Source organism: Rhizobium changzhiense (assembly GCF_013087625.1).
Lineage (GTDB): Bacteria > Pseudomonadota > Alphaproteobacteria > Rhizobiales > Rhizobiaceae > Rhizobium > Rhizobium sophorae.
On the sequence record NZ_JABFCQ010000001.1, the window covers coordinates 692703 to 707985 of the forward strand.

The window sequence follows — 15283 nt, forward strand, 5'->3', positions numbered from 1 at the left end:
CAGGCCGACACGCGAACAGCTAGTCAGCGACTGGTCCAACCTTTGGCCTTAGCTTAATTCTTGATCACATTGATGTTGACGGTGACGTCCTTGATGGTCCCCTCCCCGTAGGACACCCTCACCTTGTACATGTCACGTCCAGAATAGCCGCTGTTGGAAGTATAGTATTCCGACACGCCGAGAGATTTCCTGGAATTGCATTTAATACGGATGCCATCCTTGTAATTTGAATAAATATTCTCTTTGACGAATTCAACCGAGCCATGCGCCGGGGCTTCTACCAACTTTATATTGGCGATTGTTGCAGCCGTGCAGTCTTCATTCAAATTGTAGGACTGGCCCATCTTTGTCCGCTCTCCACTCAGAGCCCGACTGTGATCCGCAGAAACAGCGACACCGTCTTTAGTGGTGACGCATCCAGACAAACCGAAAATGATGGAAAGCAGAGAAATCGAAATAGAGTTTTCTTTCAAAAATCGCGAAGCCTGCATTTTGTTTTTCATCTCTTGGTTTTATCAATAGCGTCATTCAGCTTATCCAATCAGCAGCTCATTGCAATCGCACGTGCCTACGGCCGCCACCGCCTTCATTGTCTTTTCACCGCGGAAGCAGCCTGCCAGCAAAGCCCGATGGTACAGCGCCCATGCTCGACTTTAATCCGCTCTATTCGACCCCGCAGGTTGCGGCCATCGAACAGTTCATCGATCGGCATTATCCGCTTGCTGGGCCGGTTTCCTGCCGGATGCTGCAACGCGGCTTGAATGATGTGTATCTGGCCGTTGCAAGCAACGGCGAGCGGTATGTGTTCCGGCTTTCCCATCGCCGCGCCCGTGGCCCGGCCGACGTCAAGACCGAAACGGCGTTCCTGGCGCACCTTGCGCAATCAGGCGTTCCGGTCGCAGCACCCATCCCGACACGCGAGGGCAGCTTGTTCGCTGAGGGACAGGCGCCGGAGGGCGTGCGCCAGGCCGTGCTCTTCCGGGAGATCGGAGGCCGCAAGCCGGATACGACGGATGCCGGCGATGCACGGGCCAACGGCAAGACGCTTGCTCTGATGCACAATGCCGCCGAGACATTCCAGCCGGACGGATCCCTCTATCAGCTTGATCTCGAACACCTGCTGCATCGGCCTCTCGCCCGAATATGCGATAGCGGCGTCGTGGAAGACGCGGACGCCCGCAGCGAACTTGAAGACATCGCTGCGCGGACCGCAAAGGCGATCGAAGCCCTTGCCAATCTGAGCTGGACTTATTGCCATGGTGACTGCCACGGCTTCAATGCACGGATCAACGACGCCGGCGAAGCCGTATTTTTCGACTTCGATGACGGCGGTCCGGGATACCTCGCTTACGACTTGTCGGTGTTTTTATGGGCGCAAACATCCTTCGGCCGGAGGTCGACCGACATGTGGGACGCCTTCGTCGATGGCTATCGGGCCGTTCGGCCGATCACGCCAGACGACTTCGAAGCCGCCCATCGCTTTGTGATCGTCCGCCACATCTGGTTGATGGGTGAGTATGCCAGCCGGGCCCAGGAATGGGGAAGCGAGACTGTCGGCTGGATTGCCAGGCAGGCGAATTTCCTTAAGACGTGGGAGACCGAGCGATGTGTCGACCGCCTGTTTTGAATTCAGTTCTGCTCGTCCCGGAGGATCGGAGTAGCAGCTCGGAGATGGGCGAGCACCTCGACCTTCGCCCACTCCTGGTGCAGGTACATTGCTTTGACGCGACGATCTGTGCGCCAACACGAGCCGTGAGAGCGCCAGGCCTAATATTCGCGTCGCGATGCGGCCCGCGTCACAGCCGCGTCCTCCATGACGTAGGTCGCATATCGGTGGTCGCGGATCAGTGTTATCTTTTGGTCCCTCCATTCAAGCAGCATGAAGTAAGCTGGAGCAGCGGACGGCGCAGCCGAAACCAGCAATATCTCCCTGCCCTCCAGACAAGCCGGTTCGATCCAAACCCGCGGATAGTCTGCATAATAGGAAAAGAACCGGCCAACGTTCGCCGCACCGGAGACCTGCGGCCGTCGTGCCTGACGAAGCCGAACATCCTCGGCAAGCAGCCTGCGCAGGGCCGTCCAATCCCTCGCGTTGAAGAGCGCTGCGAAATTCAGAACCTCGGCACTTGGGGGCAGCGGAACTTCGGACTCTGACTCGGAGATGGATCGCAATCCTGCCCGACCACGTGAGAGATGAGCTTTGACAGCATCGATACTCAGGCCTAATAGCGCGGCGATGTCTGCGATGGACTCTCCCAGCACATCCTTGAGGATCACCGCGCTACGCTGCGGCACCGGCAATTTGGCAAAGTGAGCCAAGGCAATCCGCACCGTGTCCTGCCGAATCAGCGCATCCTCTGGATCAACAGCACTGACATCAGCTAGATCAAAGGCCGTGTCCAGCGGCTCTGACGGACGGGTACTTCGCTGGCGCAGCGCATCAATGGCGCGATTGTGAACAATGCGAAACAGCCAGGGTCGCAGCGGCGTGCCGGACGAGATCGAGTCGACCATCGCGAACGCACTGACTAACGCGTCCTGTATCACGTCCTCGCCGTCGATCACCGAGCCGACCAATCGGGCGGCATAGCGATGCAGTTCCGGGCGAACTGCATCCGCCTCCTTGGCCAGCGCCGCGTATAGTGTGCTCTTCGCTTCTGCTTCGAGGGCAGCTTCATCCATCATTCGATGACCGTCACGCCCGTATCTCCACGCACGGCGTAGATCATAGCCTCTTCTAGCGCCGTGTTGCCGATCAGTTCGGCTACCATATCGCCAAAGCCACGCGGTGTCATGTCCGGCCAGGTAGCGGCCTGTTCGGCGAATGAGCGGCCCGCCGCCGCAGCATAGCCGGAGATTCCGGCGTTGCCCACGCCGGTTCCTGCGAACATCTGCCGGGGAACAATGACCCGGAAACGCAGGCCGAGGCCAAGCTGGGTCGACAAGCCCTCAGCATATTTTGCAATGAACCACTGCGCCCGTTTTGCTCCTGCATAGCCTCCCGACAGTGGCGAGCCTTGCACCGCGGCTCCGCTGGAAACGAGAACGACCAGCCCGCCCGACGCCATCGGCAACGTCAGAGCGGCCTGGACCCAATGCAGGGCGGCCTTCACATCGACGTTCCAGTTGGTCGTGAACGCCTCCCAGCCAACACGGTCGATACGTTCCATGGGCGGTTCCGCGCCGGCGTTCATGATGACGACATCAGGTCGTGTCTCTGACATGATCCTCTTCGCGGCGTCGGCACTGGTCGCGTCAGCAGACACAGTCGTGACGGCTAGTTGCTCTCCCAGCGCTTGCAAAGTCGTCGCGTCGCGAGCCACGACGGTCACTTTAGCTGCGCGCGCTACAAACGCCTCGGCCATTCCGAAGCCCAACCCGCGGCTACCACCGACGACAACTATTCGTTTTCCATCCAAATCCATGTTCTTTTCCTCATTCGATCCAAACCGCGCAAAGGCAGTCGCAACAAGGACGTTCGAATGAACTGAAAAGAGTCATTATTTCGCGGGTGTCGTTGAATTGGCTGTGCCGCCAAACCTTTATCGCTGAGATCAGCAGGATTGCGGCCAGGGCCGGCAGGAGGAAGGCGTTTGGCACTATGCCAAGCAGGAGGCCGCCGGCAAAGGTGCCGACGATTGAGCCCCCCGCCATGACCAGCAGGAAGGTCTTGTTGCGGCCAAAGACCGAAAAACTTTGATCGCGGCTGAAGCGGGTGAACCCGACCAGCATGGTGGGCAGGCTTACGGCGAGCGAGAGGCTTCCGGCCAGTTTGATATCCGCCCCGAAAAGCAGGACCAGCGTCGGGATCAATAGCTCTCCGCCCGCCACGCCGAGCAGGGATGCCACAATCCCGATGATGAAGCCCGCCACCACGCCTGCGATCATCTGGGCCACGCCGGTCAGAAGCGCCTGGCTGGCTGTCGCGTCGTGGCCAACGACCAGGACGGCGGCGATCGCGACCAGCATGGCGGCAATCACCTTGTAGAGGGTTTCCGACTTCAGGCGGGTTGCCCAACCCGCGCCAAACCATGCCCCGAGCAGACTTCCAGCGAGCAGGTTGACGATGATCGGCCAGTTCTCGGCGATCGTGCTGAAAGGCACTGTCGCAGCACGGAACGGGAGCGCGGTGGCAACAACGACCAGGCTCATGGCCTTGTTGAGGATGACCGCCTCAAGAGCCGCAAAATTGAACAATCCGATCAGGAGAGGTAACCGGAATTCCGCTCCTCCAAGCCCAATCAACCCGCCGAGGGCACCGATAATGCCCCCGCTTGCAAAGGCCACAGGGAGATTTTGAGACTTAGGTTGCGAGGCGGGCAGACCCTCAGACATCGATATAGCCCATTGAAGATATCGCTATCCCTAACGGAGATAATCGAATTCACCAAGATAAGGTTGGATTGCAACGTCGGCTTAGGGCCGAAAGTGGACGACTACCGTGATCTTCGATTGCGGGCGTTGAAACATGGGCTTCAACAGCAATTCCAACGACAACGTGCTGTTTCGATCAACCTAGACTAGGTGCTTGCAGGCGACACGAATGGTGGCATGGATCCAGTCGGCCGTTCCCACCGACGACGCAGCTGGTCCAGGCTTTCCGATGATCGACGGGACGATATCGCTGGCCTTAAGCTTGCCGGCGCCAGCGGTGGCGGGACGTGCTCTGCGCTTGCCGATCTCGGCGACCGCGGCACTCGCGTGTCGAGCAACTGCTGCTCCCACATTTAGGCGATGGCGCTTCCAACGTGGTGGGGTATCGCCATGCGGCAAAACCGGAGTCCAACGAGCTTCTGCAATGGAACTGTTGGGGAAAGCGGGAGAACCTTTCCGCTGGGTTCATTTTTCCCCATGATAGCTGCCGAAGGATTTTACGGGTGACCAAGCGGGAAGGATCTCGGGCAGTTTTGGCGATAGAGCGCTATAGTCCTGCGCACCAAACACGACCTCTCCGTCCATGATCGTGAGCACAGAAGAGATGGAGTTGATCTGATCTTCCGACACGGTGAAGTAATCCCTGTCGAGCACAACAAGGTCCGCCAGGTATCCGGGAGCGATTACGCCCATTTCGGATTCTGTATTCATGAACCACGCCGCACCATTGGTAAACAGTTTCAGCGCCTCGGCGCGGGATAGGCGATTGTCCTCAGCAAGAATTTCGGATCCGGACACAGACTTGCCGGATACCATCCAACTTATACCGACCCACGGGTTGAACGTGGCTGCCCGGAAGGCGTCGGTGGTCATGGCCAGCGGCATGCCGCTATCCACGAGCTTGCGCAGACGCGGGGTCTCCAGAGCCTTCTCGCGACCATGGGTTTTGATAAAACCATCGCCGTGCAGCGCCATTTTGGCATCCAGGGCAATTCCGCCACCCAACTTTTTCACCCGATTGATGTTCTCCGGACTGATGGTCTCAGCGTGCTCGAGACTCCATTTCAGGCCATCGAGCGGGATCGTTTCGTCTACTTTCTCCAGAGCGTCAAGAAAGGGGGAGATGTTCTCGTTGTAGCTGATGTGCATGCGAAACGGGATACGCCTCTGGACCAGCTTCATCACATCCCGCTCGACGAAGCGTCGCATCGTCTCGGGCTCGATGATGACCGCCGGCCGGTCGAAGTTTTCATGATCGTGCACTTCCCCGCTCAGAACCTCCCCGGCCCCTCGATATTCATGGCCATGTGCCAGGGTGGGGTGCAGGTTTTGTCCTGGACTTATCGGCGCCGTTTTCGTGATCGCCTCGAGTTCCAGATCCACCATGTTTACCGGCCCGCCGTCGCCGAGTTGCAAGTCCACAAAGGGCATGCGCACATTGAGGCGATTGTCTCGTGCAAGCACGTCCACCCTCTCCTGGGCCTCCGGGTATGGCCACCTGCCGCCATTATCGATGATCGAGGTCACGCCGACCCGGTTCAGACCGTGAATGCTATAGACTATCGAACTCACTTGTTCGTCGAATGTGGGCTGCGGCACCATGGTCTCCAAAGCAAGAAACAACCACGTGTATCCGTGGACCACACCAGTGGGATTGCCGCGGCTGTCCTTTTCGAATTCGGTGTCCGGCAACTTTGGGAACCGATCGGTGCCCACGCCAAGCGCCTCCATCGCCTGTTTGTTCAAGAAGGCGCGGTTGTAGGCATATTGCACGATCATGGGGCGGTCGGGCACAGCCTCGTGCAGTTCGCCCAGCGTGGGAAAGCGGTTCTCTTCAAACTGGTAAGGGGACCAGCCTCCAATTACCTTGACCCATTGGCCCTCCGGCGTGCGTGCGGCCTGCTCGCTAAGCATGCTCAACGCGCGACGCAACGTCGGCACGCCATCCCATCTTACATTGTAGTTGTAAGCCATGTCGTTGAGGACGTGCGTATGAGCATCGATGATGCCGGGGATGAGCCGGCGGCTGCGCGCATCAATCACCCTGGTCTCCGATTTTTTCAGACCGAGAATATCCACATCAGAGCCGACGAAATAAATGCGGCCTTCCTTGATCGCCAAAGCTGAAGCTTCGGGCTGAGCACGGTTGCCGGTGAAGATCTTTGCGTTGAAAATGATCAGATCAGCACCGGGCTGCTCCTGCGTCGTTTGTGCCTGAACCGCAGAGAAAGAAAAGCTCGTCACAACCGCGATGAATATTTTTCTGATCATTTTACCCTCGTTCGACTGATCTTTATGAATTGCGGTCATGCACAAGCCGGCGCCCTATATTGGCGGTTCCTGAGGCAGGTCGCGAGGATGCCCTACGGGAGAGTCAGCCGCCGCGAAGTTGTCATTCTCCTCTTTGCCTTGGTAGTCCTCAGTCGTGTGAAGCCGTGTTGCAAAATAAGGAACGCTTTGTGGAACTTGAGGATCTCAGAATATTTGTCGAAGTTGCCGATGCGGGCGGAGTATCGGCTGCAGCGCTGCGACTGGGCATCTCCAAGTCGATGGTCAGCCGGCGGATCACCAGGCTTGAGGCGGAACTCGGCGCACAGCTATTTGCAAGGACGACCCGTGGTATAGCGCTCACGGAAGCAGGTTTTACATTCAGAGATTATGCAGCACGGGTTTCTGCTGACTTGGATGTGGTGCGCGAAACGATCCTGCCCGCCGGTGAGCTTCGAGGCCGCATGCGCGTGGCCGCGCCCCTGTCATTTGGTCCGACCTATTTTGCTCCCGTCCTCTCCCAGATGGCTAGCCGACACCCGCAACTGCAAATCCTTTCTTCCTATACTGATCGCTTCGTCGATCTCGTGGGAGAGGGTTTTGATTGCGCGATTCGGCTTGGGCATCTGCCGGACTCGAACCTCGTCGCAAGACGTATCGGACCGATCTTCGGCAAGCTGGTTGCGAGTCCTGCCTACATCGAGGCTCACGGCGCCCCCGAGACACCGGACGAAATTGTGAATCACCAAATCGTTATGCGGGACGCCGAGAAGTGGCAATTCATGGATGGCGACGAGATTGTCACGGTGCGTCCCCAGGGACGCTTCATAGCTGATAACGCGTTGTCCCTCGTAGCGGCCGCTCTGGATGGGCTCGGGGTCGCCTATCTGCCAGAACCGCTTGTCGCGGACCATATTTGTTCGGGTGCGCTGGTGCCAATCATGACGCGTCATCCGATTCCGCCAGCCGGCATCTTCGTCGTGAGGCCGCCCGGCCAGTATCCCTCTCGAAAAGTCCGAACCCTCACTGAGATGCTTATCGAACGATTTGGAACTCGTTGATCACAGCCAGAAGATGACGGAAGCTGCGATGCAGATTGCCGAGAAGAAGGTAATTGTTGCAACGGAGCAGTCTACGTTCAAATTGTAGGACTGGCCCATCTTTGTCCGCTCTCCACCTCAAGACGTGGGAGACCGAGCGATGTGTCGATCGCCTGTTCTGAAATCGGCTCTGGTCGCCATGACGCGATCCGCGGGGCGCTTTTGATATCGGACTACCGCGCCTCAACGCGTGAGCGCAACCCGAAAACGTGAAGAAGGCGGCCGGTTTGCGGGGCCGCCTTCTGTTTCATCAGGCCGTACGTCTGACCATTCTCGCAATAGCTATCAGGATGCAGGCACCGATGAAGCCCGCGATCAGATAACCCAGCCAGCCGCCAAGGGCGACGCCGAAGAGAGACAGGATAAAGTTGGCGACGATGGCGCCGACAATACCGAGAATGATGTTCATGAGCACGCCCATGTTGCTCTTCATGAGCAATTCGGCGAGCCAGCCGGCAATGCCGCCGATGATGATGGCGGCGATCCAGCCAATACCTGCATTTTCCATGGCAATTCCCCATTGTGAATTATTGAGCGGCCGGCGCCGGCTATCACGTCTCGCAGGTCGAGCTAAACCGATTGCCAAGCGACACGACTATAACCTTCCGCGGCGCCAGTTGGTTCCATAAGCCCCGCCTCCAAGAGTTGGCGTGCCCCTCCCCATCTGCTTCGGGTCACTTGTCGGCCGCGGGCCAATCGTTCGCAGGCTCCTCTATGACGGCAACGTCGTCGTCCGCGGGGTCGGGATCGCGCTCAAGGGCTGCGCGCAGTGTGCCGATCTCCTTGATGATCGCATCGAAGACGTCCTGCTGCCTGGCCCCGGCCACAACGCAGTCGTCGACGAGATGCTCCAGCTTGGCGCGAAGTCCGACCTTCCAATTATTTTTGCTCATAGCCTCTCCTCCTCTGTCTGACAGTTCCCACCGCCGTTGACAGGCGGGCGGCGGCTTCTACGTTCCAAGAGAAGTGCTGGTCGGCGGCTCGATCATCGCGAGATCCTGTTCAGCGGGATGAGGTCGCGGCGAACGGGTAAAGGTGCTCGCCTGGCGTTTCGTTGCCCGCACCGAGAAATCGGAAAAACCGGTGCGTTCACCATCTCCGTCACGTCCGATTGGCACGCCGCGACCTCGCCAAATTAACCGGCAGCCGCAGGAATGGTTCCGCCCGGCCTGGACTCTTTGGGTCCGTGACAGTGTCTCGCCTTCACCGCTGGAGCCGATATGCAAGTCCGGCATTTATTTCGAGCCCGAGACTATGCCAAGGCAATTCCCTAAAGTCCGCGGCTTCCCGGTCCAGTTCGGCATATTTCCCGCTGTGCGCGTGGCGAATTTGCGCCATTTGCTGACATTGACCCGCCGAGCCGGATGACGTCCTTGTCACGGCACCTGCACGATGCGGCCATTACCCTTGATCTCTGCACGCCGCATCACCGGATGCCCCGACAACTCGACATTGCCGCTCCCGGAAATCGAAACATCCGCATCTACCTTTGCGGTCACCTTTGCATCGCCGCTCCCACGGATTTGCACCGTCGCCGACTGCGCAGTCAAGCCTTCAAAGCGGGCTTCGCCAGAGCCGGAAATGCTGAGATTAACTGCGTATGCAATTCCGGTCGCGGAGGAATTCCCGCTGCCCTTGATGTTCACCTGAAGCTCCGGCTGGTTGATCTGCGACAGAGTCAGGTCGCTATTGCCGAGCAAATCCCATCTGGTGATCGCTGGCCCCGATAGCTTGACATCGAGTTGCGACGCAGACCAGCCAGGCGCGCAATCCAGGCCCAGTCGGCCGGATTCGATGCGCAAGTGGCTGAGCAGTGCTGAGTCTCCGCTGACGACAACCTCTGCCTTTTCCCCCGGCCGGTAGTGTATGGAGCCCGGCAAGTCGATCACCAGCCTGTCGCCCGCAGTAAAAGGCAGCGCAATTTGCTGCTGCGTGCCGCTCGCAGGCTCGCACGTCGATCCCCCGTTCCATAAATATGCTGCGCTGGCCCAGCCAGATCCGGAAAGAACGGTTCCGAGCGTCAGAAAGGCGGCAGCACCGATCAGTCCACCTGTCGCGATGAATGCCAGTGTGCGGGTCATGTCTCGTCCCTTCGATAACTTTGGTTGAAATTCTCAGTTGCCGAGCCGATCCGGCCGGACCAGACGAAAATGCAATCGCGCATACTGGCCGAGAACGCGGATACCGGCCCCCAGCCCCATTAGAAGCAAAGCGCCGCCTCCGAGGAAGCCGCTCACAAGTCCAGCGCCGATACAAAGGCGGGACAGTAGAGCCGTCAGCGCGTCACCTGGGTTAAGGAGCAAAGCCGTGACAATGACATTCAATCCGGCTGCTCCAATCGCCAACAGTCCAGCCGCAAACCCCACCACCAGTAGAATTGCCAGTAACAACAACGGCAGCAGGAGAAGGAGATCGACAATAACCAGTCCGGCCAATGCGATGACCGCAGCGATAAGGTTCGAGAGGCTCCAATGCGTTTCGAAACGCCTCAGTCCGATGTCGGCCCGCAGTTCCCGCGCGATCCTGGCAGGCTCACCGAGTGCCGAGACCACCTCCGCCTCGCTGCGTCCCCGGCTCTCTGATTCGGCAAAATGGGCCGAATAGTCGGACATGATTTCTTCGATCTCTTCGCCTGGAAGACCGCGAAGCCCACGCCGCAGCGTGTTCAGAAAGGCATCCTTGGTCATGATAAATCCTCAAGAAGTTTATCGACGGCAGCCGTAAAGGAGCGCCAGTCGCTGCGATGCGCCTCGAAAACGGTCTCACCGAGTGGCGTGAGCCGATAGTATTTGCGGGGCGGTCCGCTGCTGGATTCGACAAGTCGGGTGGCCACAAGGCCATCATTCTGCATGCGGCGCATCAGGGGATAGATAGTCCCTTCGCCCATGCCGACAGCCGCGACCAGGGTGCTGGCGATTTCATAGCCATAGCTCTCACCCCGTGACAGCACGGCCAAGACGCACAGATCGAGCGCGCCTTTTCTCAATTGGATTTGGATCGAGTCAACCATGTCATTTCCAGTATTTACAGACTGTTTATAACACGCTACCTGTTATTGCAAGGTAGTGAACCAACTTCGCCTAACTTCTCGATTTCGACACAAGCCGCGCGGCGAAAGGCCGGGCCGCCGCATAATTCTCTCGGATCGGAGCAATCACCATGACACGCATATGCTTGGCCCTCGCGGCCGCTTTTTGTCTCACTATGTCGACTGCGCAGGCGGCAGGCCTGAAATACCTTCACATCCCGGGCGGGCGGGATGGTCCGGCAATCGACGCGGCGATGTGGTCGCCTTGCATCAAAGCGCCTGAAGAAGTGCAGATCAGAGCGCTCACGATTCCAGCGGTTCCGGATTGCCCGATTGCTGGAGAAAGGTTGCCGCTTGCGATTATCTCGCACGGCTATGGTGGCTGGTATCTTGGCCATCATGACACGGCCGAGGCCTTGGCCGATTCCGGCTTTGTCGTGGTCGCCATCAATCATCCGCATGCAAACTATGCCGACATGAGCCGCGCGAATGGCTTGAGCCCCCTGATCGGGCGGCCGGTCGATATCAAGCGAACCATTGATTTCATGCTTACCGACTTCCCGGATTCTGCCAAGATCGACCCGCAAAGGATCGGCTTCTATGGCTTCTCTCAGGGCGGCTATACTGGTCTTGTTCTTGCTGGGGCCAATCCGGATTTCAGCAAGTTGCCACCGCGTTGCGCCGACCCGAATGCAGTCGGCTGCCCGCAGGTCAATCAAACCAGACCTCCGCAACAACCTCCGTTGCCCCAGACGCTAACGCATGATCCCCGCATCAGGGCGATGGTGGTCGCAGACCCTCTCAGCATCGTCTTTCAGACGACAGATAGCGTGAGGGACATCACGATTCCGCTTCAGCTATGGGGATCGGAGCTGGGAGGGGGTGGCGGCGCATCGCTGGAAAATGTCGCGACACTTGCGCGTGTATTGCCGGAAAAGCCTGACTTCCGAATCGTCCCCAACGCCGTCCATCTGTCGTTTTTGACGATGTGCCCTAAAACCCAACTGTCTTCGGAAGTGTGCATCGATGCTCCGGGCTTCGACCGTGCCGCTTTCCACAGGGAGTTCAATGCTGAAGTGGTCGCGTTCTTCCGGCGAAATCTAGGGGAGTGAACTGCCTTCTGATACGAACGGCTTAAGTGTTCACGTCTGGCTTTCCGGGAATTTCGCGACAAAAGAGAACCACAATATGGAATCGATTATCGAGATTGGGACCATAAAAGATGTTGAGCCGTGGGCGGAGCTTCGCGTTGCGCTGTGGCCGCATCACTCGCTCGAATATCATCGAGCGGAGTTGGGCCGGGCGTTTCTTTCAGAAAATGGAGAAGCGGTCGCGTTCATCGCTCGAAATGCTGCGAATAAAGCTGTCGGGTTTGCTGAGGCCACTTTGCGACATGATTATGTGAATGGATGCAGCAGCTCGCCCGTTCTATTCCTCGAAGGGATTTATGTCCGGCCCGTTGACAGGCGAAAGGGTATCGCACGATTGCTTTGCGATGCCGTTGCCGATTGGGGGAAGTCGCTTGGGTGTAGTGAGTTTGGCTCTGACGCGCGGCTCGAGAATTCAGCCAGCCATGCGCTCCATGCCGCGTTAGGATTTGAGGAAACACAGCGCGTCGTGTTCTTCCGAAAGCCGCTGTAGGCCGGTGTTGCCCTTCCACGAGGATGGTTCGCCGCACAAATCCTAAGACTTGTTAGGTCACAGATTTTAGTCGCAAAAGGTGTCGCAGGTTTCGGGAATTTTGCGACAGGGAACTATTCATCGGAGTTGATCTGCTGATGACACCGGACGAATTGAAGATCGTGCGTCGAGCTTATGCGAAGCAGATCACGGCGGCTGTGAGAGTTGTCGATGAGCGTGTTGAAACAGCTTTTGCCGACGTGCCGCGAGAAGATTTCCTTGGTCCCGGTCCGTGGCCGATCTTCCGGATGCGAAAAGCCTATGTTCCGACCCCGGCCGCCGACCCGGTCTACCTCTATACGGATGACGTTGTTGGTATCGTCCCTGAGCGCCACATCAACAACGGACAACCGTCACTTCATGCCTTCCTGCTTTCGCAGGCTGCGCCGCGAGCAGGCGAGCATATCGTGCATGTTGGCGCTGGTGCCGGCTACTATTCTGCGATCATGGCGAAACTCGTTGCCGCATCCGGCAGGGTGACGGCGATCGAGTTCGAGCCGGAGCTTGCTGCGCGGGCAAAAGCAAATCTCGCTGCCTATCGGAATGTTTCCGTCGTTCCGGGCGATGGCAGTTCCGTGGATTTCGATGCAGCCGATGTGATCTATGTGAACGCCGGCGCGACCCGGCCCGCGAATATCTGGTTGGACCGGCTCAATGATGGCGGAAGGCTGATCCTACCGCTTACGACCGATCTTGGATTTACCAGCAGCAATTGGAGCAACATGCACCTTCGCGGGGCGGTGTTCCTGGTGACGCGCAGCGGTGATGACTTTCACGCGCAATGGATTTCGCCGGTGGCCATCTTCCCCTGTGAAGGGATGCGCGACGCGGAATCGGAAAAAGCGCTTGCGGCGGCGTTCGAGAGCGGGGAGCACAAGCGGGTGACGCGGCTGTACCGCAATGATGAGTTGCCGGCCGGGCGATGTTGGGTTCGCGCTCCCGGCTGGTGCCTAGCCTATGCTTAGGCAACGGTTCGGCATCACCGTCGCGTAAACGGCTTATCCCGTTAGCTCCGGCAGCCCAAGATGTAGTGCAGCTACTGGCCGTATGAATCGCGGATTTTCAAGCTGGATTGCACCTTATCTGAGTCGCAGCGGGGATCCGAAAGGGGCTGGATATCAGCGCTATTCGTGGACGCTCCGGGCTGGTTGCAAAGGTCAAAGTAGTCTGTGAAGATAGTACTTGGCCTTTGGTCGGCCGAAGGGATACAGGTCTGGTGAAGGCTCGGCGGGTGTTTGGCGTTATCGCGACTACGGTCTTGGTGGCCGGAATCGGTGTACCTGCATACCTCTCTCGACCTAGCAGAATCACTGCCGCTTTGCTCAACGTGTCTGAACTTCCCAGCTCATTGCGCAATAGCGAATGCAGTTCCCTGCTGTCGCAGGACACCATTACCACATGCTCTTTCGACATCGATCCTGCGGATGCCAAGCGTTTGGCTGTAGGTTGGCCCTATAAGCCACCGATTGAGTTGGCTGGCAGCAGCCACCAATATGGATGGGGACTCAAAGTCGGGACGCCATTTCCCGTTTCCGTGATCTATGAGTACTCTACAGATCAAGGCGCAGGACCATATGAATACGTAGACGTCTCACTAATGTTCAACGCCGAACAAAGCAGGGGCCTGGTAACCTTCTTCGGGCTGTGAGGTACAACAATGAGCGATGACCAAGAACAAAACCAATTTGACGGCCCTCAGATGCGGGGAGCGCATTACGAGCGCGCCGATATGTCAGGCGCTAATTTCGACGGCGTAAACCTCGCAGACGCACGGTTTTACGCTGTTTTGACCAAGGCAAGATTCACTGACACCAATTTAAGCGAAGCGATTTTTGACGATATCAACCTTGCAGACGCGCGCTTTAATAACGTCAATCTGTCTGGAGCCGCCATCACCAATGCAAACCTATCGCGACTCACCATAAGCGGCGTCACCTTGGCAGATTCGGACATCAAAGATGCCGATTTGACTGGGATGCGGATCAACGGTGTTCTCGTAACCGATCTATTCATGGCCTATGAACAGGCGAAATCCCGAGATAATGCATGACGTCGCAAATATCCTAGTTCCGCGACACCGGAAGCGCTGATTTTCCAGGGATTTTCTGGCCGGAAGCAGACCCATCGCCCCATTATCATTCAATGGCGAAGGCAACCCGACGACCACCGATCGAGCCGGTGCCGCTTGCCTCCTCTCGCTTCGAAGAGCGAGTAGCGAGCATGGCGATACGCTTCACCTACACAAGGCATCAAGGACGTGGCCAAGACCCGACCGGTACCAACCATACTAATCCCTGCCAAGGTCGAGAGGTTGACGTTCGTATCGTGAAATCTCGCGATGAATCGCGGACAAGTCCGAGCTTCCGCATTACGCTTTGGGAGCGGAGGTTGTCACCACTGGTGTATGAGACGATTTGGTCTAGCCCGACATCATGGATTGCGTGAGAGAGGGCTGCTCTGGCACTCTCGAAAGCGTAGCCATTTCCCCAGGCCTCTCGTCGGAATCGCCAACCCACTTCGTAATGGGAATCCAGCGGATGTTTTGGGTCCATCCGCGGCATCACCCCGCAATAGCCTACGAAATTGCCATTCACGTCTTCCACAGCCCATCGCGCGACACCATGTTCGGCTTGTGCGGCGAGGTAGCGGGCTAATTTGAGGTCGCTCTCGACATTGTCGATTGGGCCGCCGAGGTCCGCCATGACCTCTGGGTCGGCGTGCATCTCGGCAAATGGTGACCGGTGATGGTCGGCGAAATGGTACAATTTCAGGCGCGTCGTCTCAATCACTTTGGGTTCCCGCTTGATCCGCCGCACCTACTTTAAAAGCCATT

17 protein-coding genes are annotated in these 15283 nt (G+C 57.8%); 6 read left to right on the top strand and 11 right to left on the bottom strand.

All coding sequences use genetic code 11. From position 1 onward, the window contains the following. Positions 1-53 precede the first annotated feature (53 nt). On the bottom strand, positions 54-491 hold the full coding sequence (locus tag G9X68_RS31760; RefSeq protein ID WP_425328638.1) for a hypothetical protein: 438 nt from the start codon (positions 489-491) through the stop codon (positions 54-56). A 152-nt stretch (positions 492-643) separates the two neighbouring features. On the opposite strand from G9X68_RS31760, the gene G9X68_RS03530 reads away from it, so the two are divergent. Then, positions 644-1627, top strand: a complete 984-nt coding sequence (locus G9X68_RS03530) for a phosphotransferase enzyme family protein (RefSeq protein WP_171601289.1) — start codon at positions 644-646, stop codon at positions 1625-1627. Positions 1628-1767: 140 nt separating this feature from the next. Here G9X68_RS03530 and G9X68_RS03535 read toward each other — a convergent pair whose 3' ends face one another. The 4 genes from G9X68_RS03535 to G9X68_RS03550 all read right to left on the bottom strand — a co-directional run bounded on the left by G9X68_RS03535 (position 1768) and on the right by G9X68_RS03550 (position 6645). After that, positions 1768-2685: an RNA polymerase sigma factor gene (locus G9X68_RS03535; protein ID WP_171601290.1), complete on the bottom strand. Its 918-nt coding sequence runs from the start codon at positions 2683-2685 to the stop codon at positions 1768-1770. Further along, a complete protein-coding gene (locus tag G9X68_RS03540; RefSeq protein ID WP_171601291.1) occupies positions 2682-3425 on the bottom strand; it encodes an SDR family NAD(P)-dependent oxidoreductase in 744 nt (247 codons plus the stop codon). The genes G9X68_RS03535 and G9X68_RS03540 overlap by 4 nt, the downstream gene beginning before the upstream one ends. A 10-nt stretch (positions 3426-3435) precedes the next feature. Further along, positions 3436-4335, bottom strand: coding sequence for a sulfite exporter TauE/SafE family protein (locus G9X68_RS03545; RefSeq protein ID WP_244956104.1), 900 nt, complete (start codon positions 4333-4335; stop codon positions 3436-3438). Positions 4336-4839: 504 nt separating this feature from the next. After that, complete coding sequence (locus G9X68_RS03550; RefSeq protein WP_171601292.1) at positions 4840-6645, bottom strand: amidohydrolase; 1806 nt, start codon at positions 6643-6645, stop codon at positions 4840-4842. Between the two features lie 188 nt (positions 6646-6833). Between G9X68_RS03550 and G9X68_RS03555 the strand changes: the two genes are divergently transcribed. Further along, on the top strand, positions 6834-7703 hold the full coding sequence (locus tag G9X68_RS03555) for a LysR family transcriptional regulator (RefSeq protein WP_171601293.1): 870 nt from the start codon (positions 6834-6836) through the stop codon (positions 7701-7703). A gap of 289 nt (positions 7704-7992) precedes the next feature. Here G9X68_RS03555 and G9X68_RS03560 read toward each other — a convergent pair whose 3' ends face one another. The 5 genes from G9X68_RS03560 to G9X68_RS03580 all read right to left on the bottom strand — a co-directional run bounded on the left by G9X68_RS03560 (position 7993) and on the right by G9X68_RS03580 (position 10752). Beyond that, complete coding sequence (locus tag G9X68_RS03560; RefSeq protein WP_129418285.1) at positions 7993-8250, bottom strand: GlsB/YeaQ/YmgE family stress response membrane protein; 258 nt, start codon at positions 8248-8250, stop codon at positions 7993-7995. A 166-nt stretch (positions 8251-8416) separates the two neighbouring features. After that, positions 8417-8635, bottom strand: coding sequence for a hypothetical protein (locus tag G9X68_RS03565; RefSeq protein ID WP_168315616.1), 219 nt, complete (start codon positions 8633-8635; stop codon positions 8417-8419). A 483-nt stretch (positions 8636-9118) separates the two neighbouring features. Next, positions 9119-9823, bottom strand: a complete 705-nt coding sequence (locus G9X68_RS03570) for a GIN domain-containing protein (RefSeq protein ID WP_171601294.1) — start codon at positions 9821-9823, stop codon at positions 9119-9121. Between the two features lie 33 nt (positions 9824-9856). Continuing rightward, positions 9857-10429, bottom strand: a complete 573-nt coding sequence (locus G9X68_RS03575; protein ID WP_171601295.1) for a DUF1700 domain-containing protein — start codon at positions 10427-10429, stop codon at positions 9857-9859. After that, positions 10426-10752 (bottom strand): PadR family transcriptional regulator, encoded by a 327-nt coding sequence (locus G9X68_RS03580; RefSeq protein ID WP_011652608.1) that lies wholly within the window; start codon positions 10750-10752, stop codon positions 10426-10428. Before G9X68_RS03580 ends, G9X68_RS03575 begins: the two co-directional genes overlap by 4 nt. Positions 10753-10901: 149 nt before the next feature. On the opposite strand from G9X68_RS03580, the gene G9X68_RS03585 reads away from it, so the two are divergent. The 4 genes from G9X68_RS03585 to G9X68_RS03600 all read left to right on the top strand — a co-directional run bounded on the left by G9X68_RS03585 (position 10902) and on the right by G9X68_RS03600 (position 14500). Then, positions 10902-11882, top strand: coding sequence for an alpha/beta hydrolase family protein (locus G9X68_RS03585; protein ID WP_171601296.1), 981 nt, complete (start codon positions 10902-10904; stop codon positions 11880-11882). A 76-nt stretch (positions 11883-11958) separates the two neighbouring features. Continuing rightward, a complete protein-coding gene (gene aac(6') / locus G9X68_RS03590; protein WP_171601297.1) occupies positions 11959-12411 on the top strand; it encodes an aminoglycoside 6'-N-acetyltransferase in 453 nt (150 codons plus the stop codon). 137 nt (positions 12412-12548) lie between these two features. Beyond that, positions 12549-13415, top strand: coding sequence for a protein-L-isoaspartate O-methyltransferase family protein (locus G9X68_RS03595; protein ID WP_171601298.1), 867 nt, complete (start codon positions 12549-12551; stop codon positions 13413-13415). A 692-nt stretch (positions 13416-14107) separates the two neighbouring features. Continuing rightward, complete coding sequence (locus G9X68_RS03600) at positions 14108-14500, top strand: pentapeptide repeat-containing protein (RefSeq protein WP_171601299.1); 393 nt, start codon at positions 14108-14110, stop codon at positions 14498-14500. 199 nt (positions 14501-14699) lie between these two features. Here G9X68_RS03600 and G9X68_RS32380 read toward each other — a convergent pair whose 3' ends face one another. Beyond that, entirely contained in the window at positions 14700-15266 is a 567-nt protein-coding gene (locus tag G9X68_RS32380; RefSeq protein ID WP_425328634.1) for a GNAT family N-acetyltransferase, read from the bottom strand. Between the last annotated feature and the right edge of the window lie 17 nt (positions 15267-15283).